The sequence below is a fragment of the Kitasatospora sp. NPDC024654 genome, assembly GCF_055559155.1.
Genome location: NZ_JBVHLF010000046.1, coordinates 5,863 through 31,870, shown reverse-complemented (window position 1 = coordinate 31,870; position 26,008 = coordinate 5,863). Strand labels below are relative to the sequence as shown.

Here is a 26,008-nt window from a genome sequence, read left to right as displayed (position 1 = left end):
TCTCGCCACACTTTACCTCCCCTCCCCCCCCCTCCCCCTCCCCCCCCCCCCCCCCCCCCCCCCCCCCCCCCCCCCCCCCCCCCCCCCCCCCCCCCACGTCTGCGTGCCAACCACCGGGGTCGCCAGGGCCCCGGATGGGCATGGCGACCGTGAACGGGCTTACGGCCTGGGGATGAATAGTCCCGGTGCTGACGGGGCCGTGACGCGAGAAGAGTCGGGCCTCGGCGGCGCGCGGCGGGATCCTGACGATCCGCCACGCGCCGCCGGTCTCGGCCGCACCTCTCAAGCCACCGCATCAGACGGCCACTCGCCCACGGAGACTTCTCGCGAGAGGCCGTACTCACCCGAGAGAAGCACCAATGCTCACTCCGCGTAGCCCGTGGTGCCCGTCGGCCCGAGAACCGGCTACCAACCCTTGGGCTGGCAACACTTGCCGGAATCGCACTCGTCGTGACAAGAACCGCAGTCCCCCCAGCGGCCGCAGTCACCACAGTGGTCCCCCCAGTGGCCGCCGTTCCCACCGTGGTCGTCACCCCACTGATCGCAGGGACAGCACCCGTGACCGCCACCGGTCTCACCACCGGTGGTGCCAGCGGTAGTCGCGACGGTGGTTCCACCCGTCGTACCGGCCGTGGTGCTGCCGGTGGTCCCACCCGTCGTACCCACGGTGGTGCCGCCAGTGCTATTGCCAGTGGTGGTGCCGCCCGTGGTGGTGCCACCAGTCGTACCGACGGCACACGTCGGCCGGGTGATCGTGTTGGTGTCCATCGACACGGTGGCGTTCCGGGCCAGCGCCTGACCTTCGATGCCCGCTCCGGTGTTCGCGGTGATCGACGTCAGGGCCAGGATGCTGCCCACGAAGGTCAGCCAGCCAGCCCGGACAAGTTCGCGGATGTCGCGCTGGGCCTGCTGCTCACTCAGCTCGGTATCCGCCTGGTGGGTGGCACGACGCACGCGGTTACCCATCGTTGCCGGTTCAAGGGCGGTGCGACGCCTGCCGTCCTGTACGTGGCGACCCAGGCTCTTCGGGCTGGCGGTGACCGGCGGGGTCATCTCTACCACGGGCGTGGCTGGGCTGGCGCTGGGCGGCGGCCGGGGCCGTCTGGTCCCGATTCCCTGCCGCATACGCTCCGTGCGGGGGCTCGCCGGACGCTGCGCCGTCAGGCCCGTCCCGCCTGGCGCAGGTGGGGGGCGACGCTGCGCAGTTTCTCGCAGGTCTCCTGGTACTCCCGTTCCGGTGTGGACGTGCCCATCACGCCCGCTCCGGCCCGCAGCCAGGTGCGGCCGTCGTGTCGCAGGACGGTCCGCAGGACCAGGGCGGCGTCCAGCGTGCCTCGGGTGTCCGCGAGGAAGACCGCGCCGCCGTAGAGGCCGCGGGTACCCAGCTCGTAGCGGGCGAGTGCGGAGAGCGCGGCCGCTTTGGGGACGCCGGTGGCGGTGATCGCCGGGAAGAGCGCGGCGAACGCCGACCACGGGCCGTGCCCGTCGCGGAGCCACCCGGCGACCCGCGAGGCCAGGTGCTGCACCGATCCGCGCTCCTTGATCGTCATGAACTCCTCGACCGCGACCGAGCCGGGCCGGCAGACGCTCGCCAGTTCCTCGCAGGCCAGCCGCACCGAGATGGCGTGCTCGTGGACCTCCTTGGGGTCGGCGAGGAGCTCGTCGCGCAGCCGGCGGTTCTGCTCGCCGTCCGGGCCGAGGGCCCGCGTCCCGGCGAGTGGCTGGGTAACGACCCGGCCATCCGCCTCCACCTCCACGACGGTCTCCGGGCTGAACCCGGCCGCCTGCCAGCCGCCGAGATCCAGCAGGAACGACCGGGCGGGGGTGTTGGCCCGGCGACCGGCGAGGTAGCAGGCGGCCAGGTCGGGGTGGGCGTCTCCGGGTAGGGGTACGGCCCGGGACACCACGGCCTTGGCGATCCTGCCCGTGCGGATGTCGTCGACCGTGTCGGCGACGGCCTGCCGGTACTCCGCGGCGCCGGTCGCGATGATCCGCTCGACCTCGGGCACCGGGCAGGTGCCCGAGGTGGCGTCCGCCTGCCCGGATCCGGCGTCGAGCAGCGAGGCGGTCCTGGCCGCCAAGGAGGCTTCCACCGCACGGACTTCGGCCTTGGCAGGGGTGAGGACCACCTCCACCCTCGGTACCAGCAGATACACCAGGGGTGCCGCGACCGCCGGCTGCGGGACGTTGTGCAGCAGGTGGGCCAGCTCGAAGGCCGCCCAGCCGTACACCCTCCGGTCGCCGGCCCTTACCTGGCCCAGGGCTGCGAGGGCCTCGGCGACCCGGTCGAGCGGGCGACCCTCCGTCGGGAGCACCCAGGCCGTGTCGCCGGCCCGGACGGTGATCTGCTCGGCTGCGACGGACAGGGTGCCGGCGGCCCCCGCGGCGAAGTACCAGGTGCCCGTGCGCTCGTAGACGGCGTACTCCTCGCCCAGTCCGGCCGCCGCCAGACGCGCCGCCGCGCCGGCGGGGTCCTCGCAGACCGGGAGGACGGCCTCGTGCTCGGCCAGGGGTATCGCACGTGCCCACTCCCGCAGGCCGTTCGGCAGCTGTCTGGTCATCCTTGGTGCTCCTTCGAGGGACGGTACGTGCTTGCTCACCGGGCGGCCGCCAGGCGCCAGCCCTCGGCACGGCTGCGCTGTCGCCAGAAGTCCGTGTAGGTGCCACCCGCGACGACGAGCTCGTCGTGCGTCCCGCGTTCGGTGATCCGGCCCTGCTCCAGGACCAGGATCTGGTCGGCGGCCCGCACGGTCCGCAACTGGTGGGCGATCACCAGCAGCGACTTCTCCCGGGCCAGGGTCGCGACGGTGGCCTCCAGGACAGCCTCGTTCTCCGGGTCGAGCGCCGCGGTGGCCTCGTCGAGGACCAGGATCGGCGCGTCCTTGAGCAGGGCGCGGGCGATCGAGACCCGCTGGCGCTGGCCTCCGGACAGCGCGGTGCCTCCCTCGCCGACCCAGGTGGCCCAGCCGTCCGGCAGTTCGCCCACCACCCGGTCGAGCCCGGCGAGTTCGGCCGCGCGCCGCAGCCGTTCGTCGCTCGCCGCGGGGTCGCCGAGGCGTACGTTCTCCTCGATGGTGCCCTCGAAAAGGTAGACGTCCTGGAAGACGACCGAGACCAGCGCGGCCAGGTCGTCGGCAGCGATGTCGCGGACGTCGACGCCGCCGATGCTGACCGTGCCGGCGGTGGTGTCCCAGAACCGGGCGAGCAGCCGGGCGACGGTGGTCTTGCCCGCTCCGGAGGGTCCGACCAGCGCGGTCAGGCCGGTCTCGGGCATCCGGAAGCTCACTCCGTCGAGCACGGTGGCGGCCTTCCCGGCAGCTGCGGGGTAGCCGAAGCTCACACGGTCGAACTCCACCCCCACGCGCTCCGGCCGTCGGGGGGCGGCGGGCTGGGGGAAGGGCTGTTCGTCGAGCACCGCGGTCAGCCGCTCCAGGCTGTTGCGGGCGACCCGCAGCCCGGCGCCGAGATCGGCGGCGGCCGAGACACTGTCGACCAGGCGGGCGGTGAGCACCACCACGGCGATCGGGGTGGAGACGGCGAGCGAGGCGTGCAGGGCCCGGGAGGTGCCGAGAGCCAGCACCAGGGCGAGCAACATGCGGGCGGCGAAGGCGAAGGAGAGCAGCCCCGGGACACCGCGCACGATCAGGGCGCGGTCGACCCGGGACTCGGCGACCAGGGCCTGGTCCAGCGCCGCGTGGCCGTCCACCGTACGGCCGAAGGCTCGCAGGACGGGCTGGTTCCGCGCGAACTCCAGGACCCGGTCGGCGGATTCGGCGATCGCGCCGTCCCTTCCCTGGTCGAGTCGGCGGACCACGGCGGTGCTCCAGAGCTGGGCGGCCAGCAGGACGGGTGCGCAGAGCAGCAGCACCAGGCCGGTCCGCCAGTCGAGGAGCAGGGTGGCGGCGACGATGGTGGCGGGCGTGAGCACCGAACTGATCAGCGGGCGCAGCAGATGCGCCGGCATGTTCATCACCTGGATGACGTTCTGGCTTGCCTGCCCGGCCAGTTCGGCGGCCCGCCCGGCGGTGAACCAGCCGATGGGCAAGGAGAGCGCCCGGTCCGCCAGGCGCCGGTGCAGCACTCGGGCGAGGTCCGAGCCGACCGTGAAGCCGGTGCTCAGGGCGGCCGCCTGGAGGACGGCATAGCCGAGCGAACACACCGTCAGGGCGGTCAGCCAGGGCCACACCCGGCCGGGAGAGTCGCCCAGCAGGGTGCGCAGGACGGGGACCAGGAGGGCGAAGGTGACACCCTGCAGGAGGCCGGCGCCGGTCAGTAGGACGAGCAGCCGTCGCAGCGGTCGTGCGCCTTCGGGGCCGAGGGCGCGGATCAGGTGGCGGATCATCGGTCGGTGGCCTCTCGGTGGTGGTCGGGATCGCCGGCCGCGAGAGTGGCGACGGCCCGCCTCGGTGTCTCCTGGGCCTGCCACATCCGCGCGTAGCGGCCCTGGGCGGCGAGCAGTTCCTCATGGCGTCCCCGCTCGCTGATCCGTCCCCGGTCCAGGACGGCGATGAGGTCGGCAGAGCGGATGGTCGCCAGCCGGTGGGCGATGACGAGCAGGGTGCGCCCCACCGCGAGGGTGGACAGGGCGTCCTGGATCAGTGCCTCGGACTGCGGATCGGCGAACGCGGTCGCCTCGTCCAGCACGATGACCGGGGTGTCGGCGAGCAACGCCCGGGCGATGGAGAGGCGTTGGGCCTCGCCGCCGGAGAGCTGCGCCTCGGTGCCGACCACGGTGTCGTAGCCCTTGGGCAGGGTGGTGATCCGGTCGTGGATCCGGGCGGCCCGGGCGGCCCGCCGCACTTCCTCGTCGGTGGCCTCGGGCCGGCCGAGGCGGATGTTCTCCGCGACGGTGGCGCGCAGCAGCCGCACGTCCTGCAGGACGAAGCCGACGTGGCGGTAGAGATCGGCCGCCCGGATGTCCCGGACGTCGACTCCGCCGACTTTCACGCTCCCGGTCGTCACGTCGTGGAAGCGGGGCAACAGGGCGGCGAGGGTCGACTTACCGGAGCCGGAGGGCCCCACCAGGGCGGTGACGGTGCCCGGTTCGAGGTCGAGGTCGATGCCGGTGAGGGCGTCGGTGAGCCCGTCGTAGGAGAAGGACACCCCCCGCAGCGACACCCGCGCGCCGACCGGGGTGGCGGGAGCCGCCGGCTCGGTGAGGACGGGGGCGTCCAGTAGGGCGGCGATCCGGACGGCGGCCGCCTGCCCCATCCTGATCTGCTGGACGCGGGTGCCGACGACGCCCATCGGGGCGCTGACCACCGGGCCGAGCAGCACGAACGGGACCAGGTCCGCGGCGGGCAGCCGGCCGCCGGTGACCAGGGCCGCCCCCACACCGACCAGGAGCAGCAGCACCACGACCGGCGACACCACCAGCTGCGCGGCGGTGGAGGCCACCAGGGTGCTGCGGACCCAGCTGCCGAAGAAGTCGGAGAACGCCTCGGTGGCCGCCAGGAAGCGTGCCTGGGAGGTCCGTCCGCGGCCGAAGGTCTTCACCACGGCGATCCCGCTCGCGAACTCCACGGCGGCCGCCGAGATCCGGCCCAGGACCCGCCCGTACTCGGCCATCCGCGCCTTCGCGCCGGACATCGCCCGCCCGTACAGGTAGCCGCCCAGCAGCAGCGGCAGCACGCTGAGCAGCGCGAGGCGCCAGTCCACGGTGAGCAGGTAGGCCAGCGCGAGCAGCGGCGCGGTGAACAGCGTGGTGACGTCCAGCAGGGTGTGCGCGACCAACGAGTGCAGGGCCTGCACGTCCTCCTGGACCGCACTGCGGATCTCGCCGGAGCCGCGGTCGGTGATCCGGCCGAGCGGCATCCGGCCGACCCGCTGGGCCAGCTCGCGGCGCAGGCCCAGCTGTAGCTCGTTGTCGGCGAGGTGGCCGACCACTCCGGCGGCGAATCCGCAGGCCAGCGCGGCGAGGCCGGCGGCGCCGGCCAGGGTGACCAGCGGCCACACCTGCCGACCGGTCGGGGCGGCCGCACCGGTGAGCCGGGCGGCGAGCCGGGCGATCGCGACGAAGGGGACGATGCCGCACCCGGCGGCGACGGCCTGGAGTCCGACGGCCAGTGCCAGACGGCCGCGGACGGGCCGGAGGAGGCGGCGCAGCGGAGGCTGGGTGGTCATGGGACGAGGACTCCGATCTCGGGGATGGGCCGGCCGCCGGCCTCGGTGATCCGGCGGCTTGTCATGCCTGCCTCGCGGGCGAGTTGGGCGACGTCGAAGGTGTGCCAGTGATAGCTGTCGGCGACCTCCCGGACGGTGCGGCCGTCGCGCAGCACCCGCCAGGTGGTGGTGAAGCGCATGGCGTCGCCGCCGGCGGGTTCGCCGCCGATCCACCACTCGTAGGTCTGCCGGCCGATGGTCTCGCGCAGGGACATCACCGGTGGGATGCTGCGGGGCGCGGAGACGCCCATGAGCTCCACGATGATGGGTCCGCCGGCCGGCAGCCGCTGGGCCAGCCGTCGCCAGAGGGCGGTGCGCTCCGGGCGGGTGAGGTGGCCGGCCACGCCGAAGATCACGACGGCTGACAGGCGGTCGGGCAACGGCAGGTCCTGGGCCGCGCCGGCCACCACGGTCACCCGGCGGCGCAGCTCCGGCTCCCGGGCGATCCGGGCGGTGAGGACGGCGCGCATGGTCGCGGACGGTTCGGCGGCGAGGATCTCGGCCTGCGGGAGCGCGGCGGCGATCACCTCGGTGATCCGGCCGGTGCCGGCGCCGATCTCCAGGACCGGGCCGTGGGAGGTGTCCAGGCCGGCCAGCACCCGGGCGAGCGGTGGGCCGCTGCTCGTGGTGTGCCGTACGGCGACCAGGTCGTAGAACTCGGCTGAGGGCGAGTAGTAGTCGATCATGTGGGCCTCGGTCTGCTGGGTCTGGGGACCGGCGGGGGCCGGCCGCTCACGGGGTGCTCGGCCAGCCCCCGCCGGCCGCGCCGAGCGCGGGGTCGAGCGTTCTGAGCAGCGCGGTCACCACCTGGTGGCGCTGCGGGACGAGGTAGAAGTGGCCGCCGGGGAAGGTGCGCACCGTGGTGCGTGCGGTGGTCAGTCGGGCCCAGCCGCCGGTCCGGTCGCGGTGCGGCCCGAGGTCGAACTCCGGATCGCGGTCACCGGTGAACACCGCGATGGGCCGGCCCAGCGGCGGGCGCTCGGCGGGCCGGTGCGTCTCGATCAGGCGGTAGTCGTTGCGGACGTAGGCGAGGACCGCGGCGCGCAGGTCCGGGTCGGCGAGCACCTCGGCGTGGGTGCCGCCGAGCCGTGCCAGCTCGGCGGCGAGCGCGTCGTCGTCAGCGCGGTGGAACGCTCCGGACCGGGCGGTGCCCGGTGCCGCGCGGCCCGAGACGAGCAGCCGGCCCGGTTGCGGGAGGCCTCGGGTGCGCAGCGCGTGGGCGAGTTCCCAGGCGACGGCCGAGCCCATGCTGTGGCCGAACAGGGCGTAGGGGCGGTCGAGCAGCGGTGCCAGCGCGTCGGCCGCCGCGGTGACCAGGGCGTCCATCCGGTCGGCCGCGGGCTCGGTCCAGCGGTCCTCGCGGCCCGGGTACTGGACGGTGATCAGCTCGACCTGCGGCGGCAGCAGCGCCGTCCAGGGCCGGAAGAAGCTGGCTCCTCCCCCGGCGTGCGGCAGACACACCAGCCGCAGCCGGGCCCCGGGACGCGGGGCCCAGCAGCGCAGCCAGGGCCCGAGGCGGCGCGCGAGCGCCCGGGGGTCCGTGGTCAGCCCGGTGCTCACCAGGTCACCGGCATCCGCTCGACGCCGAAGGTGGCCGAGTCGTGCTTGAACTCGATCTCCTCGTACGGGACCGCGAGGCGCAGCGTGGGCACCCGGCGGATCAGCGTCTCCAGCGCGATCTCCAGTTCCAGCCGGGCCAGGTTCTGCCCGAGGCACTGGTGGGGGCCGAAGCCGAAGGCCAGGTGCTGGTTGCCGGCGCGGCGGATGTCGATGCGGTCCGGGTCGGGGAACCGGTCCGGGTCGTGGTTGGCCCCGGCGATCAGGCCGATGACGCCGTCGTCCGCGGGGATGGTCCGGCCGGAGAGCTCGATGTCCTCGGTGGCGACGCGCAGCGGGATGGAGTCGGAGATCGATGTCACCCGCAGGAACTCCTCGACGGCGCCCGGGATCAGGGCGGGCTCGGTGCGGAGCTCCGCCAGCAGTTCGGGGCGGCGCAGCAGCAGGAGGGTGGAGAGCGCGATCATGCTGGTGCTGCTCTCGCGCCCGGCGTTGATGGTGATGCCGACCAGCGAGAGCAGTTCCTGCCTGGTGAGGTGGCCGGGTTCCAGCTGGTCGACGACCAGCTGGGAGAGCAGGTCGTCACCGGGCTGCTCGCGGCGCTGGTCGACCAGGTTGGAGATCAGCTTGAACAGGCCGCCGAGCGCCGCCATCACCTCCTCGCTCGTGCTGGTGCGGGAGCCCGAGATCCGGGTGACGTCACGGAAGAACTCCAGGTCCTGGTCCGGGATGCCGAGCAGGTCACAGATCACCGCGGTGGAGACGGCGTTGGCGTAGTGCTCGATGAAGTCGGCCGGTCCGGGCGCGGCGAGCATGGCGTCGAGGCAGGCGTCGGCAATCGCCTGGACCGCGGGGCGTCTGGCGCGGGCCTTGCGGACCGTGAACTCCGGCAGCAGCATCCGGCGGAAGCGGGTGTGCTCGGGGGCGTCGGTGCGGATGAAGGGGCGCAGCCGGGCCCCGGCATCCTGTTCGCCCTCGCCGAGGGCGGGGAAGTTGGGGCGGCTGATGTCCGCGCTAATCCGGGGGTCGGCGAGCAGCGCGCGGACGTCCTGGTAGCGGGAGACCACCCAGGCCTCACGTCCGGTGGGCAGGGTGACCGGGGCGACGGGCTCCTTCTCGCGCAGCTCGGCGTACGGTTCGGGCGCCGCGAAGGGACAGCCGCGGCGCATGGGGAAGGGTGCGGTCATGATGGGTCCTTGGGGTCCGAGGGAGTCGGGGTGAGCACGGCCATCGGTGGGGCGCCCGGGAGGGTGGCCAGCGGTCGCACCCGGAGTCCGGACTCCTTGGCCAGCCGGCCGAGGTCGAACGGGATCCAGCGGTAGGAGTCGTGCACCTCGCGCAGCGGCGCGCCGCCGGCGGTGGCGTCGGTCTGGTGGACGCGCCAGGTGGTGTGCAGCACCATGGCCTCGTCGTCGTCCGGGTCGGGGGCACCGGAGAACCACCACTCGTACCGGTTGTGGCCGGCCTCGGCGGTCGCCAGCCGGGTTTCGGGAAGGGTCAACGGCCTTTCGAGGCCCATGAGTTCGACGACGATACGGCCATCCGGCAGGAGCCTGTCGAGCAACCGCCGCCACAGCCGGTCGCGTTGCTCGGCGTCGAGGTGGCCGAGCACTCCACAGAGCACCACCGCGCTGATGCGGCCCGGGAGTTCGAGGTCGGGTGCGGCGCCGTCGGTGACCGTCACCCGGGGCCGCAGTCGCGGGTCAGCGAAGACCCGGCTGGTGAGCACGGCCCGCATCGCGGTGGACGGTTCGCTGGCCAGCAGCTCCGCATCCGGCAGGGCCAGTGCCACGGCCTCGGTGATCAGCCCGGTCCCCGCGCCGATGTCGACGATCGGTCCCTGGGAGGTGTCCAGGCCGGCCAGCGCGCGGACCACGGCCGGCGCGCTGCCAGTGGCGGTGTGCACGCCCGCGACCAGGTCGAAGAACTCGGCCGACGGGCCGTACTGGACCGACTCGGCGGGAGTGATGGGTGGGGACAACTCCCCTTGCACTGGAATGAGTTCACCTATGGACAGCGGGCGCGGCGTGGTCGGCCGGACGATCTCGGGCGGTCCGAGCACGGCCGCCAGCTCCGACCAGACGCGGCAGACCGTCAGGTCGTACTGGGCGGACCGGAGCGGGTCCCGGGCGGCCTCGACGGCGGCGGCCAGGCCGTCGAGCGCCCGCCCGATCGCCTGCGGCCACAGCTCCTCGAACATCCCGCGGAAGGATCCGGGCACGCCGATCACACTGGTCGTCGGCAGGTCCAGCGCCTCGGTACCGGGCCCCTCCAGGACGAAGCGGTGGCTCGCGTCGCGGTCGACGTGCAGGCGCGGGCTCCACAACAGCGGCCCGTGGGTGTCGGCCAGGGTGAGCACGCCCCCGTCGGTGCCGATCGACAGCCGGTGCCAGTGCAGCGCGTGGTTGTCCCGGTCCGCCGGGTCGAGCTGGTTCTGCACCCGCAGGGTCAGCGGTACGCCGCCGAGGATCCCCTGCACGGTACGGAACGGCTGCGCGCCGAGCTCCGGGGGAACCGGCGCGGACGCGGAGAACCGCCACGGCCGCAGCGTGCCGAGTGCCCGCCCGAGGATGTCCACCATCGGATGCAGCAGGTGCACGGGGGTGGCCGCGTCGACGAAGAGCGGCCGGCCCCGGGCGACCAGCCGGCGGGCCACCTCGGTGAAGTCGAGCACCGAAGTCACGTGCGGGTAGTGGGTGTTGATCCGGTACTGCAACCGGTGCTCGCGGGCCAGCTTCAGGCAGGCGGTCAACTCGTCGAGGTGGACGGGGTGTTCCTGGAGGACATGGATGCCACGGCCGAGCAGCTCCCGGGCCAGCGCGCTTCCCTCCCCGCCCGAGATCGTCGAGCCGACCACGACGCAGGCCACATCAACGCCGCCGTCCGGCAGTTGGCCGACCGCGGTGTAGAGCGGAACCCCCAGCCGCTCGGCGAGGCCGCAGGAGGCCGTGGAGCCGCGGGCGAGCAGACCGGCCAGGGTGTACCCGGGGCGGCTGCGCACCGCCTCGACGTAGAACCGGCCGAAGTTGGTGCCGCAGACCAGCACCCGCAGCGGTGCACGGGTGGTCACAGGGCTCCCTCCTCGACCAGGCCGTCAGCTTGCTGGGCCGGGTCGGAGAGTTCGAACCGGTCGGCCGCCCCGCCGGCCGCGATCGGCCGCGCCACGGCGTCCGGATCGAGCACGTCGCAGGCGAAGTGCACGCCCGGCGGGACGCTGCCGCGCAGCACGGCGTCGGCGGCGAGCGCCCCGACGGCGGCGGTCAGCCGGTAGCTGCTCGCCGTCCGCAGGGTCAACCGGCGCGCGGCCAGGGCGCCATCGGCGGTGCCGTTCAGGGTGAAGTCCATGACGTAGTACGGGCTGCGGCCGGCCAGGTCCAGACCGGCGGCGCGGATCAGCCGAGCCGCCAGCTCGTCGCGGTCGGCGCCCTGGGCCAGCCGTCCGGGCAGCAGGTTCAGCAACTCCCGGACCTGCGGCCCGGGGTGGACGTTGAACCAGTCGGCGTACTCCAGGCCGAGGTCGGCGGCGAGCCGCTCGGTCTCCGCGCCGAGGAAGGGCTGCACGGCGACCCGGCCGGGGAAGCCCGGCGTCTCGGTCTGCTCGGCCGCCCGCAGCGCCCGGGACCGCTTGCGGCCGTCGCGCCAGGCGGCCAGCGGTTCGCCGTAGGAGGCGCCCCGGGCCCCACCGGTGGTGAGCGACAGCAGCAGGTCCGCGGCGACGGTCGGTGAGCAGGATTCCAGGCCGCCGCAGTAGGCGGTGAGCGCGGTGACGGTGTCCAGCCCCTGCCGGGCCAGCCAGCGCGGCAGGATGCTGGACAGGCCGGGCAGCGCGCCCGCCGACAGCACCACGGCGTGCCGGGCCGCGCCCGCCGTGCCGTCGCGCGACAGCTCCTCGGCGGCCGGATCGTCCCCCGCCACGTCGACGCAGTGCGCGCCCGCGGCCAGGGCCGCCCGCGCGGCGGCGTCCTTCCACCGGTACGTGGGCCCGGCGCAGTTGAGCACCAGGTCGCAGCCCTCGGCGAAGGCCGTGAGGCTCGCCGGGTCGGCCAGATCGACCGGCACCACCTCCGCCGCACCGCCGAGCTCCTCCCGCGCGACCCGCCGCAGCGCGTCCGTCCGCCGCCCGCCCAGGCGCGGCGCGGTGTGCCCGAGGTCGCGCAACTCCCGCACCGCGGCCCGGCCGACCGCGCCCGACGCGCCCAGCACTCCGATCGTCCGGCGGCCCGTCATCGGGTCACCGCCCCGCCGGTCAGCTCGTCGAGGAGCTTGAGCACCGCGGGCGCGTGCTCGACCGACAGGCAGCTGAAGTGGTCGCCCGCGATGTCCACGATGCTCAGTTCGCCGAGGGCCAGGGTCTCCCAGTACGTGGTGACGGCCGCCTTGCTGCCCGGGAAGGGGTAGGCCCCGCTGTGCCGCAGGAAGGTGATGTCGCCCGCGTACGGTTCGGCGTCGTACCGGGTGATGGCGAAGACGCTCTGCCGGAAGGCGAGGACCAGCCGGGTCATGTGCTCGGGCTGGTAGCTGCCCGCGGCGGCCGGCACCGCCTCGCACATCCGGGCGATCCGCACGGCCCGGGGTACCTCGGCGAGTTCGCGGAAGCGGCGGGCGACGTCGGCGTGCACGCCGCCGAGAGCGGCCAGGCCGCCGTCGGGCAGCACGCCCGGGCTGCCGGCCAGCACCGCGTCGGCCGCGGCGGCCACCTGGAGCTGGTCCGCCGGGAAGCCCAGGGCCGCGGGATCGATGCCCATCATGACGGCGAAGGAGTACTCGGCGAGCAGTTCGTCGTCCAGCCGGAAGCGCGGGCTGTGGCTGCTGATCACGGTCAGGCTCGCCACGTCGGCGCCGGACTCGGCGAGGTTGCGGGCCACCTCGGTGGCGATCAGACCGCCGAGGCAGTAGCCGACCACGTGGAAGCTGCGGCAGCCGCCGGCCAGCAGCTCCCGGGCGTAGTCGGCGGCGAGCTGTTCGATCAGTCCCTCGGGCGGCGCCGCCAGATAGCGGTCGAGGCTCGGGACCTCCAGGCCGACGACATTGGCGATGCCCGGGGAGCGCCGCCGGATCTCGGTGACCAGCGCCCGGTAGGGCATGATCGTGCCGGTACCGGCGTGCACCAGGACCGTGGTGGGCTCGTCGGGTGATCCGCTGCCGTGCAGGTGCACCACGGGGTTCACCGGCTCGGCGGTGCCCGGCTCGGCCTGCTGTCCGCCCGTCAGGTCACGGAGGAAGGCGGCGAGTCCGGCCACCGTCGGGCGGCGCAGCATGTGCCGCAGCACGAGCTCCCACTCCAGGTCGGCGGCCTGCGGGATCCGCTCGCGCAGCCGCCCGACCATCCGGGCGACCAGCAGCGAGTCACCGCCCAGCGCGAAGAAGTCGTCGTCCCGGCCGATCCGCTCCAGCTCCAGCAGGTCCGCCCACAACTCGGCCAGCCGGCTCTCCAGTTCGTCCAGCGGCCGGTCGTCGGCCGACCGCTCGGGCCGGTCCGCCTCACGCGGCAGCCAGGAGAGCAGCCGGGCCCGGTCGGTCTTGCCGTTGGCCGTGCGCGGCAGGGCGTCGAGGACCTGCCAGACGGCCGGGACCATGTACTCGGGCAGCCGGGTCGCGGCGTGCCGGGCCAGCTCGCCCGCGGGGAGCCGGACCCGGTCGGTCTTCAGCCGGGCCAGGAACAGCTCCTGGCCGGTGGCGGCGAGCGGGTCCGCCGGCTCGGGCAGCACCCGGACGTCGGCGGCGCCGTTCCGTTCCAGGAGGTCGAGCCACTGCGGCCGAGTGAGGAAGGACTGCCCGCTGCCGGCCCGCAGATCGGTCCAGCTGCGGCCGGCGACCTCCAGGAACTCCATCGACACCAGCAGCGGCGGGTGGTCGTCGCGGGTGTTCTCGACGAAGGCCAACTGCCCGCCGGGCGCCAGCAGTTCGCGCAGCCGACGGACGGCGGCCTCGGCGTCCGCGGCGGCGTGCAGGGTGTTCGCGCAGACCACCACGTCGAAGGAGTTGGGCAGCAGGCCCTGCGGCCGGATGTCCTGGTCCACGTCGAAGCGCTGGTAGCGGATCCAGGGGTGGTCGGCGAACCGCTCGCGCGCCTCGTTCAGGAAGAACGGCGAGGCGTCGGTGAACAGGTAGTCCACGCCGTACTCGGCGAGCACCGGCACCAGTTCGCCGGTGGTGCCGCCGACGCCGCCGCCGACCTCCAGGATCCGCAACCGCTCCTCACCCGCGTGTCCGGCGGCGATCTCCCGCAGCGCGGCCACCAGTGCGTGGTTGAGGTGGCGGATCGCCAGGTTGTCCCGGTACGCGGCGTCGGCTGCCTCCAAATCGGCACCGGGGAAAAGCAGCTCGCGGACGTCGGTGCGGCCGCTGAGCAGTTCCGGTAGCCGGTCGGCGCAGGTCCGCATCACGTCGAGCAGTGCGGTGCTCCAGCCGACCTCGCGCTCCAGGGTGGCGGCGTGCTGCCAGGCCCGTTCGAGCTCGGCCGCGCCGACCCGGCGCAGGGCGCCGTACCGGCCGTCGGCGGCGTCCAGCCGGCCACGGGAGGCCAGCGCCCGCAGCCAGCGCCGCACGAGGTGCCGGTGGCGCGGGGTGGCCCCCAGGCCGGCGCTCACCTCCTCCTCGGAGTGCCTGCCGCCGTCCGTGAACGGCCCCTGGAGGACCTGGGTCATCACCGCGAGCGCGACCTCGTCGAGGGCTTCGAGGAAGGCGGTCAGCCGCTCGGCGTCCACCGCGGCGGACGCGGTCCGGATCGCCCGTGCCGCGGCCTGGTGGACCTCGGCGGCCCGGCGGGCGCCCGCCGGGTCGGCGTCCCGCCGGGCGGGCTCGACGAACGCGGCCAGCCGTCGCCCGCCCGCGGCGGAGTCGTCGACGACGACCGTGCCGACCGCGACGCCGGGATGCGACTGGACGGCGGCCTCGACCTCGGCGAGCTCCACCCGGTAGCCGCGGATCTTCACCTGGGCGTCCTTCCTGCCGAGGAACTCGATCTCCCCGCTGGGCAGGTAGCGACCCAGGTCACCGGTGCGATACAGCCGATCGCCGCTGCGCGGGTCGGTGGGGAAGCGCTCTGCGGTGCGGCCGGGGTCGCCCAGGTACCCCAGGGCCACCCCGGCGCCGCCGATGTACAGCTCACCGGGCACCCAGTCGGGGCGCGGGCGCATCGCGTGGTCCAGCACCTGGAAGCGCTGGTTCGCCAGCGGCCGGCCGTACGGGATGCTCGGCCTGGTGGTGTCGACCTCCCCGACGCGGTGGGCGATGGACCAGATGGCGCCCTCGGTGGCCCCGCCGAGGGCGTCGATCTCCAGGCCGGGCAGGATCGCCCGGGCCTCGTCGGGCAGCGCCACCGGGATCCAGTCGCCGGAGAGCAGGGCGAGGCGCAGGCTGCTGCCGTGCGGAGGGGCCGAGCGCAGCCAGGCGCAGAGCATCTGCAGTTGGCCGGGCACCGAGTTCCAGACCGTGATGCCGGCACCGGCGATCAGCTCGGCCCAGTGCGAGGGGTCCCCGCGGCGCGCGGCCTCGGGCAGCACCAGCACCCCGCCCACCGACAGCGGGCCGAACAGGTCGTAGACGGAGAGGTCGAAGCCGAGCCCCGCCACGCCGAGGAGTCGGTCGCCGGCCGAGAGGCGGTGGCGGCGGTTGATGTCCTGGACGGTGTTCCCGGCCGCCCGGTGGCTGATCAGCACACCCTTGGGCGTACCGGTGGAGCCGGAGGTGTAGATGACGTACGCGAGGTCGTCCGGGCCGACCCGGCGCTCGGGCAGGCCGTCGGGAGCCGCTCCCTCGGGCAGCTCGTCCACGGCGATGGCGGTCAGCGGGTCGGCGAGGTCGCCGGATTCCAGCAGCCAGGACTGCGACAGCACGGTACGCACCCCGGCGTCGGCGAGGATCGCGTCGCGTCGGGCGGCCGGCTGGGCGGTGTCGACGGGCAGGTAGGCGCCGCCCGCCAGCAGCGTGCCGAGCACGGCGACGACCTGCTCCCAGCCCTTGTCCATCCAGATCGCCACCGGCTCCGCCGGGTGCAGCCCAGAGGTGACCAGCCGTTCGGACAACTCGGCTGCTCTCGCGATGAGTTGATCGTACGTCAGAACAAGGTTGGCGCTCTCGACCGCGACCGCGTCCGGGGTCTCCAGCGCGCGGGCCAGGACGGCCTCGTGCAGCAGGGTGTCCGGCAGCGGACCGGCGGTGTCGTTGACCCGGGCCCGCCGCGCGGCCTGGTCGGCAGGCAGCTCGATCCGGGCCGGGCGCTCCCAGGCAGCACCGTCGGTGGCCAGGAGTTCCAGCAGGGCGACCCAGGAACCGAACATCGACTCGGCCAGACCGTCCGGCAGCACGCCCTCGCGGACGTCCCAGGAGAGGGCGAGGGTGTCCCCGCGTGCCATCACCTGGCAGTCGATCCACACCTGCGGGGTCTGGGTCGCGGCATACCGGACAGGAGCAGCGGCGGACTGGCCACCGCCCAGCGCGCTGGTGAAGACCACCGGCATGAGCACGGGCGCGCCGGCCCGGTGGGATAGCTCGGCCAGCACCTCGGTGCCGGTGAACAGCGGGTGCGCCAGGTCCTCCAGCAGCCGGCCGCCGAGGTCGCGGGCCCGCTCGGTGAACGACGCCTCCTCGGTGAGATCGACCGCGAGCAGCTCCACGGAGGTGAAGTCGCCGACCACTCGGTCGATCTCCGGGTGCAGCGGAAGGCGGTCGACCGTCGGCACGTTGAGGGTGAACCGCGGGACGCGCGCCCAGCGGCCCACGGTCTCGGCATACGCGCCGAGCAGCACGACGGAGGGGGTCAGCCCGCGCTCCCGGGCGTGGGCGGTGAGCAGTTCGGCGGTCCGCGCGGGGAGCAGCCGCTCCAGGCGACGGAAGCGGACACTGTCGGGGACGACCGTGGCAGGTGCCGCCCAGCCCTCCGCGGTGGGCAGTTCGGGCGCCGGCGGCAGTTCGTCGAGCCGGACGGTCCAGTACGCGCGGTCGCTCGCGTACCCGGGCGTCTCCGCCAGGGCGCGGCGGGCCAGCACGTAGTCGCGGAACCCGACGGTCAGTGGCGGCGGTTCGGTCGCCGTGCCGGTGTACTGCGCATGGAACTCGGCGAGCAGCAGCCGCAGTCCGGCGTGGTCCACGGCGAGCAGGTCGAACGACAGGTGGAGCACCGCCCGGTCCGGTGCCCGGGTGGTGTGCACGGTGAACAGCGGCCAGCGGTCGGTGTGTCCGGTGCGGTGCGACAGCCGGTCGCGGGTGTCCAGGACGGCAGCCTCCAGGCCCGCCGACGAGGTCTCGGTGTCACCCACCTCGACGCCCGGTACCTTGGGCAGGACCTGCTGGTAGCCCTCCGGGTGGACCACCGCGCGCAGCATGTCGTGCCGGGCCACCAGGGTGTTCCACACCTCGGCGACCCGCCGCGGGTCCAGCTCCGGGTAGGCCAGCTCGACGTACGCATGGCAGGCGACGCCGCCGTAGTCGTAGGCGTCGGCGCGGCCGATCAGGTACGCGGCCTGGAGGTCGGTCAGCGGGAACGGCTCGTAACGGCCGTCCGCGTCGTGTTCCAGGGTCCGGCGCTCGGCGACGCGGGCGAGTTCCGCCAGCATCTCCGCCTTGTGCAGGAGCAGCTCGGCGCGGCGTTCCTCGGTGAAGTAGCCCTTGGGCGCGCGGTACCGCAGCTGCCCGTCCTCGGTCCACAGGACGACGCCGTCGCGCTCGTAGCGGCCCAACAGTTCGTTCGTGTTCATAGCGCTCCGAATTCGGTGTCGTTCCGGACGGTGGCGACGGCCGCGTCGACCTCGGTGGCCAGGGCGGCGAGGGTGGGGGCGGCGAGCAGGGCACGGACCGGGACGCGGGCCCCGAACCGCCGCTCGATCGCGGTGGTGAGCCTGAGCGCGGAGAGGCTGTCCCCGCCGATGGTGAAGAAGTTGGCGTGCCGGTCCCGGACCGGGGTCGGCAGCACGGCGTCCCAGAGGTCGGCGAGTGCGGTCTCGGTCTCGCCGCGGGGTGGTCGGGCCTCGGCCGGGGAGTCGGGTGACTCCTGTTCGGCCAGGGCGGCCAGCGCGCGGCGGTCCACCTTGCCGTTGGCGGTCAGCGGCAGCGCGGGGAGCCGCACCGTCCGCGACGGCAGGGCGTACGGCGCCAGCCGTTCGGCCAGCCACGTCCGCAACCACTGCTCCTCGGGGTCGGCGACGTGTTCGATGAGGGCGACGAAGGCCACCAGGCGCCGGGCCGTGCGCTCGCCGACCGCCATGACGGCGGCTCGGGCGACGTCCGGGTGGGCCTCGATGGCCGCCTCGATCTCCCCCGCCTCGATCCGGTGGCCGGCGATCTTCAGCTGGCCGTCCTGTCGGCCGAGGAACTCCAGCACCCCGCCGGTCCGGTAACGGCCCTGGTCGCCGGTGCGGTACCAGCACTCTCCCGCGTGCCGGACGAACTTCTCCGCGGTGCGCTCGGGATCGCCCAGGTAGCCGGCCGCGAGGCCCGCTCCGCCGATCCACAGCTCCCCCGCCGTCCAGTCCGGGCAGTCGCGGCCGCCGGGGTCGGCGACCCGGTAGCGCTGGCCGGTGAGCGGATAGCCGTACGGGATGGAGGTCCAGTCGGGGTCGACCTCCTCGACGGTGAGCGCGTTGGACCAGATCGAGCCCTCGGTGGCGCCGCCTAGGGCGACGAACCGGCAGGAACCGGCCCGTTGCCGGAGCCGACCGGGCAGGTCCAGGCCGATCCAGTCGCCGGAGACCAGCGCGGTGCGCAGGGCTCCCAACGAGCCGTCATCGTCGGCGTCCAACAGCAGGTCCAGCAACGCGGGGACGGTGTTCCACACCGTCACGCCGTGCCGCCGCACCAGCGCGGGCCAACTGCCCGGCTCGCGTCGCTGCTCCTCGGTGGGCAGCAGCAGCGCGCCGCTGGCCGACAGGAGTCCGAAGACGTCGTAGACGGACAGGTCGAAGTCGAGCGCGGACAGGGCGAGCACGACGTCGTCGGGGCCGGTGCCGTAGCGGGTGTTGACGTCCGCCACGGTGTTCCAGGCCGCGGCGTGGGTGATCGCCACGCCCTTGGGTTCGCCGGTGGAGCCCGAGGTGAAGATGACGTAGGCGAGGGCGTTGGGGGTGAGGGCGCGCGGCCCGCGCGCGGGCTCGGCTGCCCGGGCCTCCTCGGGGGTGAGCAGAAGCTCCGGGTCCGCGCTCGCCGCACCGACCGTCAGCCGCACCCCGGCGGCCTGGAGGATCCGCTCGCGGCGGGCCGCCGGCTGGTCGACGCCCACCGGGACGTAGGCTGCCCCGGCGGCGAGCACTCCCAGGACCGCGGTGATCTGCTCCGGCCCCTTGGGGAGGCTGACCGCGACCAGGTCGCCGTCGCGCACGCCCCGCTCGCGCAGTGCGGTGGCGGTGCGCAGCGCGGCCGCGGCCAGCTCGCCGTAGCGGAGGGTACGGCCGTCGGCGGCGATCAGGGCGGTGCGGTCCGGGTGTTCGGCGGCGCGGGCGAAGAAGGCCTGGTGGAGCAGCCGGGGCTCGGACGGATCGGTGGCGTTCAGCATCGCGCGGACCGCGTGTTGCGCGGCGGGCAGCAGGTCCGGGACCGGCGCCGACCAGTCGCCCGTCGCCAGGTGGTCCAGCAGCCGGGTGTGCGCGGCGACCATGGCGTCCAGCACCCCGTCGCAGAACAGCTCCTCCACCGCGTCCCAGCTGACCACCAGGTCGCCGCCCTCCTCGGTGACCTGATGGTCCAGGCAGACCTGGGGTGACGCGGAGACGCCCCACACCCGCTGCGGGAATCCGGCCGCCGGGTCGGCGAGTGCCGCGTCGCCGAACCCGAGGGCGCTGGTGAAGACCACGGGCACGGCGGCGTCCAGGGTGCCGGTGCGCCGGGCGAGTTCGCGCAGCAGCCAGGCGGCGGAGACCTCCTGGTGGTCCAGGTCCGCGGCCTGCCGCCGCTGGAGTTCCCGCATGGCGGGCAGCCAGCCGTCCTCGGCACGGTGGTAGCCGGCCAGCGCGAGCGAGGTGAAGTCGCCCAGCACGCGGTAGGCGTGCGGGTGGGCCTCCCGCCGGTTGAACAGGGTCAACGTGACGGCGACTGCCTCGGCACCGCTCCACGCGGCGAGTACCTCACCGTAGGCGGCGAGCAGCACGGTGGAGGGGGTGAGGCCGTGGGCGGCGGCCCGCGCCTTGACGGCGCGCCAGGTGGCTGCGTCGAGTCGGGTCTGCCGCCGGGTGAAGCGCGGCGCGCTGACCAGGGCGGGATCGCGCCGGAAGGGTAGTGCCGGCGCCGGCGGCAGTTCGTCGAGCCGGGCCGCCCAGTGCGCGCGGGCGCGCTCGGCCTGCGCCGGGTCGGGCGCCGGCCCGGTCAGACAGTCCCGGAAGGTGAGTTCCACCGGCGGGAGTTCGGCCTCCGGGTCGGCGTAGAGCTGGTTGAGTTCGCGGTACAGCGTCATGATGGAGAGCGCGTCGAGCACCAGGTAGTCGACCCCAATGCCGACCCGGGTGCGGACGGTCCCGAACACGTCCGGGTAGCGGACGGCACGCAGATCGAAGAGCGGCCACCGTGCGGGATCGCGCACCTGGTGCGACATAGTCTCCCGAAGCTCCGCCAGCGCGCGCTCGGCCTCGGCGGAGTCCGCCTCCCGGACGGGAATGCGCAGCTCCGGCACCTCTTCCAGCACCCGCTGCGTGCCGTCGGCCACGACGGCGCGCAGCATGCCGTGCCGTCGGACCAACACCCGCCAGGCGTGCTCCAGCCTGCCGAGGTCGACCTGCGGCCCGTCGAACTCGGTGTAGTGCCAGGTCCCGACGCCGCCGAGGGTGAAGCCGGGCTGCCGCCCGGTCAGGTAGGCGGCCTGGACGTCGGTGAGCGGGAACGGCTCGTGCGCGATGCCCTGCGGGAAGACGCCGGCGCCGTCGATCGCTCGGCCCGGCCGGCCTTCCCTCAGCAGGGCCGCGAAGTCGCGCAGCACCGGCGCGCCGAACAGCGCGGCGACCCCGGCTCCGGCCAGCCCGGCGGCCCGCAGCCGGGCGGTCATCCTGATGGCGATCAGGGAGTCCCCGCCGAGTTCGAAGAAGCCGTCGCCGCGCCCCACCTCGGGCAGGCCGAGCAGCTCGGCCCAGATCCGGGCCACCGTCTCCTCCACCGCGCCGACCGGTGCCTCGCGCTCGGTGGCCCGCTCCCGGGCGGCCCCCTCCAGCAGCTTGCGGGCGGCGGAACGGTCGAGCTTGCCGTTGGCGGTGAGCGGCATCGCCGCGCGGACGACGAGGTGCTCGGGGAGCATGTAGGAGGGCAGCCGGTCGGCGGCCCAGGTGTGCAATGCGTCCTGGTCGAGCGGCTGATCGCCCGCCGGCGAGACGACCGCGGCCAACCTGCGGGCGGGAGCGGTCAGTACGTCCGCGACCGCGTGCAGGACGGCGGGGTGGCTCTCCAGTGCCGCCTCGACCTCGCCGAGTTCGATCCGGTGCCCACGGATCTTGACCTGGTGGTCGGCCCGGCCTAGGAACTCCAGGACCCCGTCCGGCCGGTAACGCGCCAGGTCGCCGGTCCGGTACCAGCGTTCGCCGTCGTGCCAAGGGAAGCGGTCCGCGGTGCGCTCCGGGTCGCCGCGGTAGCCGATGGCCACCCCCGGGCCGCCGACCCACAGTTCGCCGGACACGTGGTCGGGGCGGTCGTGCCCGCGCTCGTCCACCACCCGGGCGCGCATGTTGCGCAGCGGCACGCCGTACGGGATCGACCGCCAGTCGCCGGAGACCTCGGCCACCTCGAAGACGGTGGAGTGGATGGCGGCCTCGGTCATCCCGCCGAGCGCCGCGAAGCGGCAGGACGGGACGAGGGAACGTAGCCGCGCGGGCTGGTCGAGCGGGACCCAGTCGCCGCCCAGCATCACCAGCCGCAGCGTCTCGCCGAGGCCGCCGTCGTCGCCGTCGCCGCCCGCCGCGGTGATCAGCATGTCGAGCAGCGCGGGTACGCAGCTGAGTACGGTGATGCCGTGGTCGCGTACCAGCCGGGCCCAGTGGTGGGCGTCGCGGCGCTGCTCCTCGCCCACCGCGACGACCCGGCCGCCGACCGAGAGGAAGGCGAACACGTCGTAGCCGGCGAGGTCGAAGTCGAGGGCGGAGAGCGCGAGGGTGCTGTCGTCGGGCCCGATGCCGAAGAGGTCGCCGACCGCGTCGATGGTGTTGACCACGGCCCGGTGCGGGACTTCGACGCCCTTGGGCTCTCCGGTGGATCCGGAGGTGAAGATCAGGTAGGCCGGGTCCTCCGGTCCTGCGGACGCGACCGGGCCGGGTTCCTCGTGCGCCGCATCGGAGAGCCGCAGCACGGTCGTCCCGGAGACCTCGGCGACCAGGTGGGTGTGGGCGTCGTCGGTGAGAGCGACCGAGACCCCCGCGACCCGGTGGATGGCCGCCCGGCGGACGGCCGGCTGGTCGAGGCCGACGGGTGCGTAGGCGGCCCCGGCGGCCAGCACACCGAGCACCGCGACGATTTGGTCGGCGCCCTTGGGCAGGGTGACCGCGACCGTGTCACCGGGCCGTACACCGTGGCGGCGCAACAGCGTCGCCACGCCGCGGGCGCGCAGCGCCAACGCGCCGTAGCTCAGCGGCACGCTGTCCTCGCGGACCACCGCCACCCGCTCGGGCCGCTCCTCGGCGTGGCGGAAGAAGCGGGTGTGCAGGTCGTGGCCGGGCGGCGGGGCCGGGGGTAGCGCCGCCTTGGCCCGGACGGTGAGCCGGTCGGCCGGCAGCAGCGGCCCGACCGGACTCGACCAGGCGGCCGGGTCGGCGACCAGGCCGTCCACCAGGCGGCGGTAGGCGGCGAACGCGGCCTCGGGCACGCCCGGGGCGAAGACCCCCGGACGGAGGTCCCAGTTGAGCAGCAGCCCGCCGTCGAGCTCGGTGACCTGGGCGTCCAGGGCGACCTGCGGCCCCTGGGAGACGATCCACACCGGTCTGCCGAAGCAGCGCTGGACGTCCTGCTCGAAGATCTCCCCCAGGCCGATGGCGCTGGTGTAGACCACTGGTGCGAGGACCGGACCGCCCGCGTGCCGGGCCAGATCGCGCAGGACCTCGATGCCCGGGTAGGCGGCATGGGCGACGCCGGACCGCATGCCCTGCTGGAGCCGCCGGGCCTGTTCGGCGAACGGCAGGTCCTCGCGCAGGTCCGCGTCCAGCAGGATCGAACTGCTGAAGTCCCCGACAAGCCGGGCGACATCCGGCGCCATCAACTCCCGGTCGAAGACCGGCAGGTTGAGCAGGAAGCGCTGGTTGCCGCTCCAGGCGGCGACGACCTCGGCGAACGCGGCCGCCAGGGCGGCGGCCGTGGTGAGACCGTGTTCGCGGGCCCGTTCGGCGAGGGCGGCCGACTCCTGCGGGCTCAGCCGTAGGTGCAGGCGCCGGGTGCGGGTCAGTTCGGCGTCGGCGGCGCTGACCGGACGCAACAGATCGACAGTAGTGGGCAGTTGTGGTGCCGGAGGCAGGTCGGGTATCCGCTCGCGCCACCAGTCGGCCGCCTCCCGGTACTCGGCGCCGCGGCGCCGACTACGCGCCGTCAGGTAGTCGGCGTAGCTCAACTCCAATGCGGGCAGCGGCCGGTCCGGGTACTCGTACAGCCGGCGCAGGTCCGACAGCAGGATGCGCAGGCTCAGCGCGTCGCCGGCCATCATGTCGAGGTCGACGTGCAGCCGGGTCCGGCCGCCAGGCAGCAGCGAGAGCGCCACCCGCAGGACCTCGCCGGCCATGACGTCCATCCTGGCGTGGGTGCCGAGGTCGCGCAGCTCCTCCAGCACGGCGTGCAGCCGCTCGTCCGCCAGGTCCCGCAGGTCGTTCACGACCAGCTCGGGGCCGGTGGCGCCGCAGCGCTGGTTCCCCTCGTCGTCGAACCTGGCGCGCAGCATTTCGTGACGCTCGGTCAGCTTCCTTAGTGCGCGGCGCAGGCGGTCGGGCGCCACGTCGTGGCCGTCGAGTTCGGTGTAGAAGTGGGCTGCCACCCCGCCGAGCGGTTGACCGTCCTGCCGGCCGACCCAGAAGGCGTGCTGCATGGGGGCCAGCGGAAAGGGCGCGCCGGCCGCGGCAGCCGGGGCCACGGGAGCAGGCCCCTGCGCCACGGAGACACCGCTCGTCGCCAGCAGCCCGGTCCAGGCGTCCAGGACCGGCTCCTCGACGAGGTCCTGAAAGGTGACCGCGCTGCCACGCCTCCGCCAGTCGCCGACCAGTGCCATCAAGGTCAGTGAATCCAGGCCGAGTTCGAACAGGTCGCGGCCGCCGTCGAGCTCGTCGGCCGGCAGGTCCAGCACGCGGGCCACGTCGGCACGGACCTCGTCCGGCGAGGGCGTGAACAGACCGGGAGCGGAATGCGGGGAGGAGGGCGGCCCCGGCCGACAGTCCACCTCCGATCCGCCAAGGGACCCCGCCATCCCGACGGCAGGCTGTGCGTCGTTCACTGTGCGTTCCCTTCATGTCGCGCCGTCGGATCCCACATGAGATGGCCTTTCCTCGCTTAATGAAAACCGTTATCGTTTTCGATAAGTCATCTAAGCACACCGCCAGTGCTGGCACCAGCCCCAACGTGGGTGCTCGAAAGGGGACATGACGTGACGGAAACCCATCCGGGGTGGCCTGCCGCCCGGGCTCAGCGCTACCGCCGAGCCGGCTACTGGGCCGGCCGGACCTTCGGCTCGTATCTGCGCGCCTGGGCGTCGGAGCGCCCGGAGCGCACCGCACTCGTGGACGGCGAGCGCCGCTGGACCTACCGGCAACTCGACGCCGACTCCGACCGGTTGGCCTCCGGACTGCGGCGCTCCGGGATCGGCCGAGGCGATCGCGTGGTGGTCCAACTCCCCAACCGCGCCGAGTTCGTCCTGGTCTGGTTCGCCCTCCAACGCGTCGGCGCAGTGCCCGTGCACGCCATGCCCGGGCACCGGAGCAGCGAGATCCGCCACCTGATCCGACTGTCCGCCGCCGTGGCCTACGTCGTCCCGGACCGTCATCTCCGCTTCGACCACCGGGCGCTGGCCCGGGAGATGCTGGATGAGCGCACCCTGCGCAGCGTGATCGTCGCCGGCGATCCCGGGCCGCACGACGGCTTCACCGCCCTCGCGGACCTGCTGAACGGTCCGGTGGGCCGCGCCGGCGAGGCCGCCCCCGAGGACGGCGGCGCGAGCTCTGCGGACCTCGCCCTGCTGCTGCTCTCCGGTGGCACGACCGGCCTGCCCAAGCTGATCCCGCGGACCCACGACGACTACGCCTACAACGCCCGGGCCGCCGCCGACGCCTGCGGGCTCGACGAGAGCACCGTCTACCTGGCCGCGCTGCCCATCGCCTTCAACTTCGCCCTGGCCTGCCCGGGCGTGCTCGGCACCCTGATGGCCGGCGGCACCGTCGTAATGGCATCCGACCCCAGCCCGCAGACCGCGTTCCCGCTCATCGAACGGGAGCGGGTGACGATCACCGCACTCGGCCCGTCGCTCGTGCCGCACTGGCTCAACGAACACCGGAACAACCACGGCAGCGGCCTGGAGAGCCTACGAGTGCTCCAGGTGGGTGGGGCGAGGCTGGCGGACGACAACGCCCGGGAGCTCGGGCCGGCCCTCGGGGTACGGGTGCAGCAGGTCTTCGGCATGGCCGAGGGCCTGCTCTGCGTCACCCGGCTCGACGACCCCGACGAGCTGGTCTGCACGACCCAGGGCCGGCCGGTCTCCCCCGCCGACGAGCTCCTCGTCGTGGACGCCGACGGAAATCCCGTCCCGGACGGCGAGCAGGGCGAGCTGCTGACCCGCGGACCGTACACGCTGCCCGGCTACTACAACGCGGACGAGCACAACCGGACGGCCTTCACCTCGAACGGTTTCTACCGCACCGGCGACCTGGTCCGCAGGCTGCCCTCCGGTCACCTCGTGGTCGTCGGACGGGTCAAGGACCAGATCAACCGAGGCGGCGAGAAGATCGCCGCCGGCGAGGTGGAGGACCACCTCACCGCCCATCCGGGCATCACCGCGGCCGCGCTGGTCGGCGTCCCGGACCAGCTGCGGGGCGAGCGGTCGGTGGCGTTCCTGGTCTGCCCGGGCGAGGTTCCGTCCGCCCGAGAGCTGGCCGGCTACCTCGGGCAGCGCGGCCTGGCCGACTACAAGGCCCCCGATCAGATAGTCGCCGTCGACGCGCTGCCGCTGACCGCGGTGGGGAAGGTCGACAAGAAGGCGCTGACCGCGCTCGTGACGTCCTGAGCAAACGCGTGGGGGGGGGGGGGGGGGGGTTGGCCCCCCCCCCCCCCCCCCTCGGGGTTTCTGGAGGTGGGAGGAGGAACACACGCTCGTCTGTAAAGACCCCACAGAGCGGAACAACATGCCCGCCCCCCTCTATCC

12 protein-coding genes are annotated in these 26,008 nt (G+C 74.0%); 1 reads left to right on the top strand and 11 read right to left on the bottom strand.

Features of this window, described 5'->3' with window-relative positions:
- Positions 1-405: 405 nt before the first annotated feature.
- The 11 genes from ACZ38L_RS24790 to ACZ38L_RS24740 form a co-directional block, all read right to left on the bottom strand.
- Positions 406-1,053 carry an ice-binding family protein gene (locus tag ACZ38L_RS24790; protein WP_465697207.1) on the bottom strand — a complete coding sequence of 216 codons (648 nt, stop codon included), beginning with the start codon at positions 1,051-1,053 and terminating at the stop codon, positions 406-408.
- 107 nt (positions 1,054-1,160) lie between these two features.
- Positions 1,161-2,561: a salicylate synthase gene (locus tag ACZ38L_RS24785; RefSeq protein ID WP_465697205.1), complete on the bottom strand. Its 1,401-nt coding sequence runs from the start codon at positions 2,559-2,561 to the stop codon at positions 1,161-1,163.
- Positions 2,562-2,596: 35 nt separating this feature from the next.
- Positions 2,597-4,342 carry an ABC transporter ATP-binding protein gene (locus ACZ38L_RS24780; RefSeq protein ID WP_465697203.1) on the bottom strand — a complete coding sequence of 582 codons (1,746 nt, stop codon included), beginning with the start codon at positions 4,340-4,342 and terminating at the stop codon, positions 2,597-2,599.
- Positions 4,339-6,123 carry an ABC transporter ATP-binding protein gene (locus tag ACZ38L_RS24775; protein ID WP_465697201.1) on the bottom strand — a complete coding sequence of 595 codons (1,785 nt, stop codon included), beginning with the start codon at positions 6,121-6,123 and terminating at the stop codon, positions 4,339-4,341. Before ACZ38L_RS24775 ends, ACZ38L_RS24780 begins: the two co-directional genes overlap by 4 nt.
- Positions 6,120-6,848, bottom strand: a complete 729-nt coding sequence (locus ACZ38L_RS24770) for a class I SAM-dependent methyltransferase (protein WP_465697199.1) — start codon at positions 6,846-6,848, stop codon at positions 6,120-6,122. Before ACZ38L_RS24770 ends, ACZ38L_RS24775 begins: the two co-directional genes overlap by 4 nt.
- Before the next feature lie 46 nt (positions 6,849-6,894).
- Positions 6,895-7,722 carry a thioesterase II family protein gene (locus tag ACZ38L_RS24765; RefSeq protein WP_465697195.1) on the bottom strand — a complete coding sequence of 276 codons (828 nt, stop codon included), beginning with the start codon at positions 7,720-7,722 and terminating at the stop codon, positions 6,895-6,897.
- Entirely contained in the window at positions 7,719-8,906 is a 1,188-nt protein-coding gene (locus ACZ38L_RS24760) for a cytochrome P450 (protein ID WP_465697193.1), read from the bottom strand. Before ACZ38L_RS24760 ends, ACZ38L_RS24765 begins: the two co-directional genes overlap by 4 nt.
- Positions 8,903-10,789, bottom strand: a complete 1,887-nt coding sequence (locus tag ACZ38L_RS24755) for a Gfo/Idh/MocA family oxidoreductase (RefSeq protein ID WP_465697191.1) — start codon at positions 10,787-10,789, stop codon at positions 8,903-8,905. The genes ACZ38L_RS24760 and ACZ38L_RS24755 overlap by 4 nt, the downstream gene beginning before the upstream one ends.
- Positions 10,786-11,946 (bottom strand): saccharopine dehydrogenase NADP-binding domain-containing protein, encoded by a 1,161-nt coding sequence (locus ACZ38L_RS24750; protein ID WP_465697189.1) that lies wholly within the window; start codon positions 11,944-11,946, stop codon positions 10,786-10,788. Before ACZ38L_RS24750 ends, ACZ38L_RS24755 begins: the two co-directional genes overlap by 4 nt.
- On the bottom strand, positions 11,943-17,417 hold the full coding sequence (locus tag ACZ38L_RS24745) for a non-ribosomal peptide synthetase (RefSeq protein ID WP_465697187.1): 5,475 nt from the start codon (positions 17,415-17,417) through the stop codon (positions 11,943-11,945). Before ACZ38L_RS24745 ends, ACZ38L_RS24750 begins: the two co-directional genes overlap by 4 nt.
- A complete protein-coding gene (locus ACZ38L_RS24740; protein ID WP_465697185.1) occupies positions 17,414-24,037 on the bottom strand; it encodes an amino acid adenylation domain-containing protein in 6,624 nt (2,207 codons plus the stop codon). Before ACZ38L_RS24740 ends, ACZ38L_RS24745 begins: the two co-directional genes overlap by 4 nt.
- Before the next feature lie 204 nt (positions 24,038-24,241).
- Here ACZ38L_RS24740 and ACZ38L_RS24735 point away from each other — a divergent pair, with 204 nt between their 5' ends.
- Positions 24,242-25,870, top strand: a complete 1,629-nt coding sequence (locus ACZ38L_RS24735) for a (2,3-dihydroxybenzoyl)adenylate synthase (protein WP_465697183.1) — start codon at positions 24,242-24,244, stop codon at positions 25,868-25,870.
- Positions 25,871-26,008 lie beyond the last annotated feature (138 nt).

Bases quoted from the DNA above. Each gene is read 5' to 3' on its own strand.
- ACZ38L_RS24780 (WP_465697203.1), bottom strand. From the start codon at position 4,342: ATGATCCGCCACCTGATCCGCGCCCTCGGCCCCGAAGGCGCACGACCG.
- ACZ38L_RS24785 (WP_465697205.1), bottom strand. From the start codon at position 2,561: ATGACCAGACAGCTGCCGAACGGCCTGCGGGAGTGGGCACGTGCGATA.
- ACZ38L_RS24760 (WP_465697193.1), bottom strand. From the start codon at position 8,906: ATGACCGCACCCTTCCCCATGCGCCGCGGCTGTCCCTTCGCGGCGCCC.
- ACZ38L_RS24790 (WP_465697207.1), bottom strand. From the start codon at position 1,053: ATGACCCCGCCGGTCACCGCCAGCCCGAAGAGCCTGGGTCGCCACGTA.
- ACZ38L_RS24745 (WP_465697187.1), bottom strand. From the start codon at position 17,417: ATGAACACGAACGAACTGTTGGGCCGCTACGAGCGCGACGGCGTCGTC.
- ACZ38L_RS24775 (WP_465697201.1), bottom strand. From the start codon at position 6,123: ATGACCACCCAGCCTCCGCTGCGCCGCCTCCTCCGGCCCGTCCGCGGC.
- ACZ38L_RS24750 (WP_465697189.1), bottom strand. From the start codon at position 11,946: ATGACGGGCCGCCGGACGATCGGAGTGCTGGGCGCGTCGGGCGCGGTC.
- ACZ38L_RS24770 (WP_465697199.1), bottom strand. From the start codon at position 6,848: ATGATCGACTACTACTCGCCCTCAGCCGAGTTCTACGACCTGGTCGCC.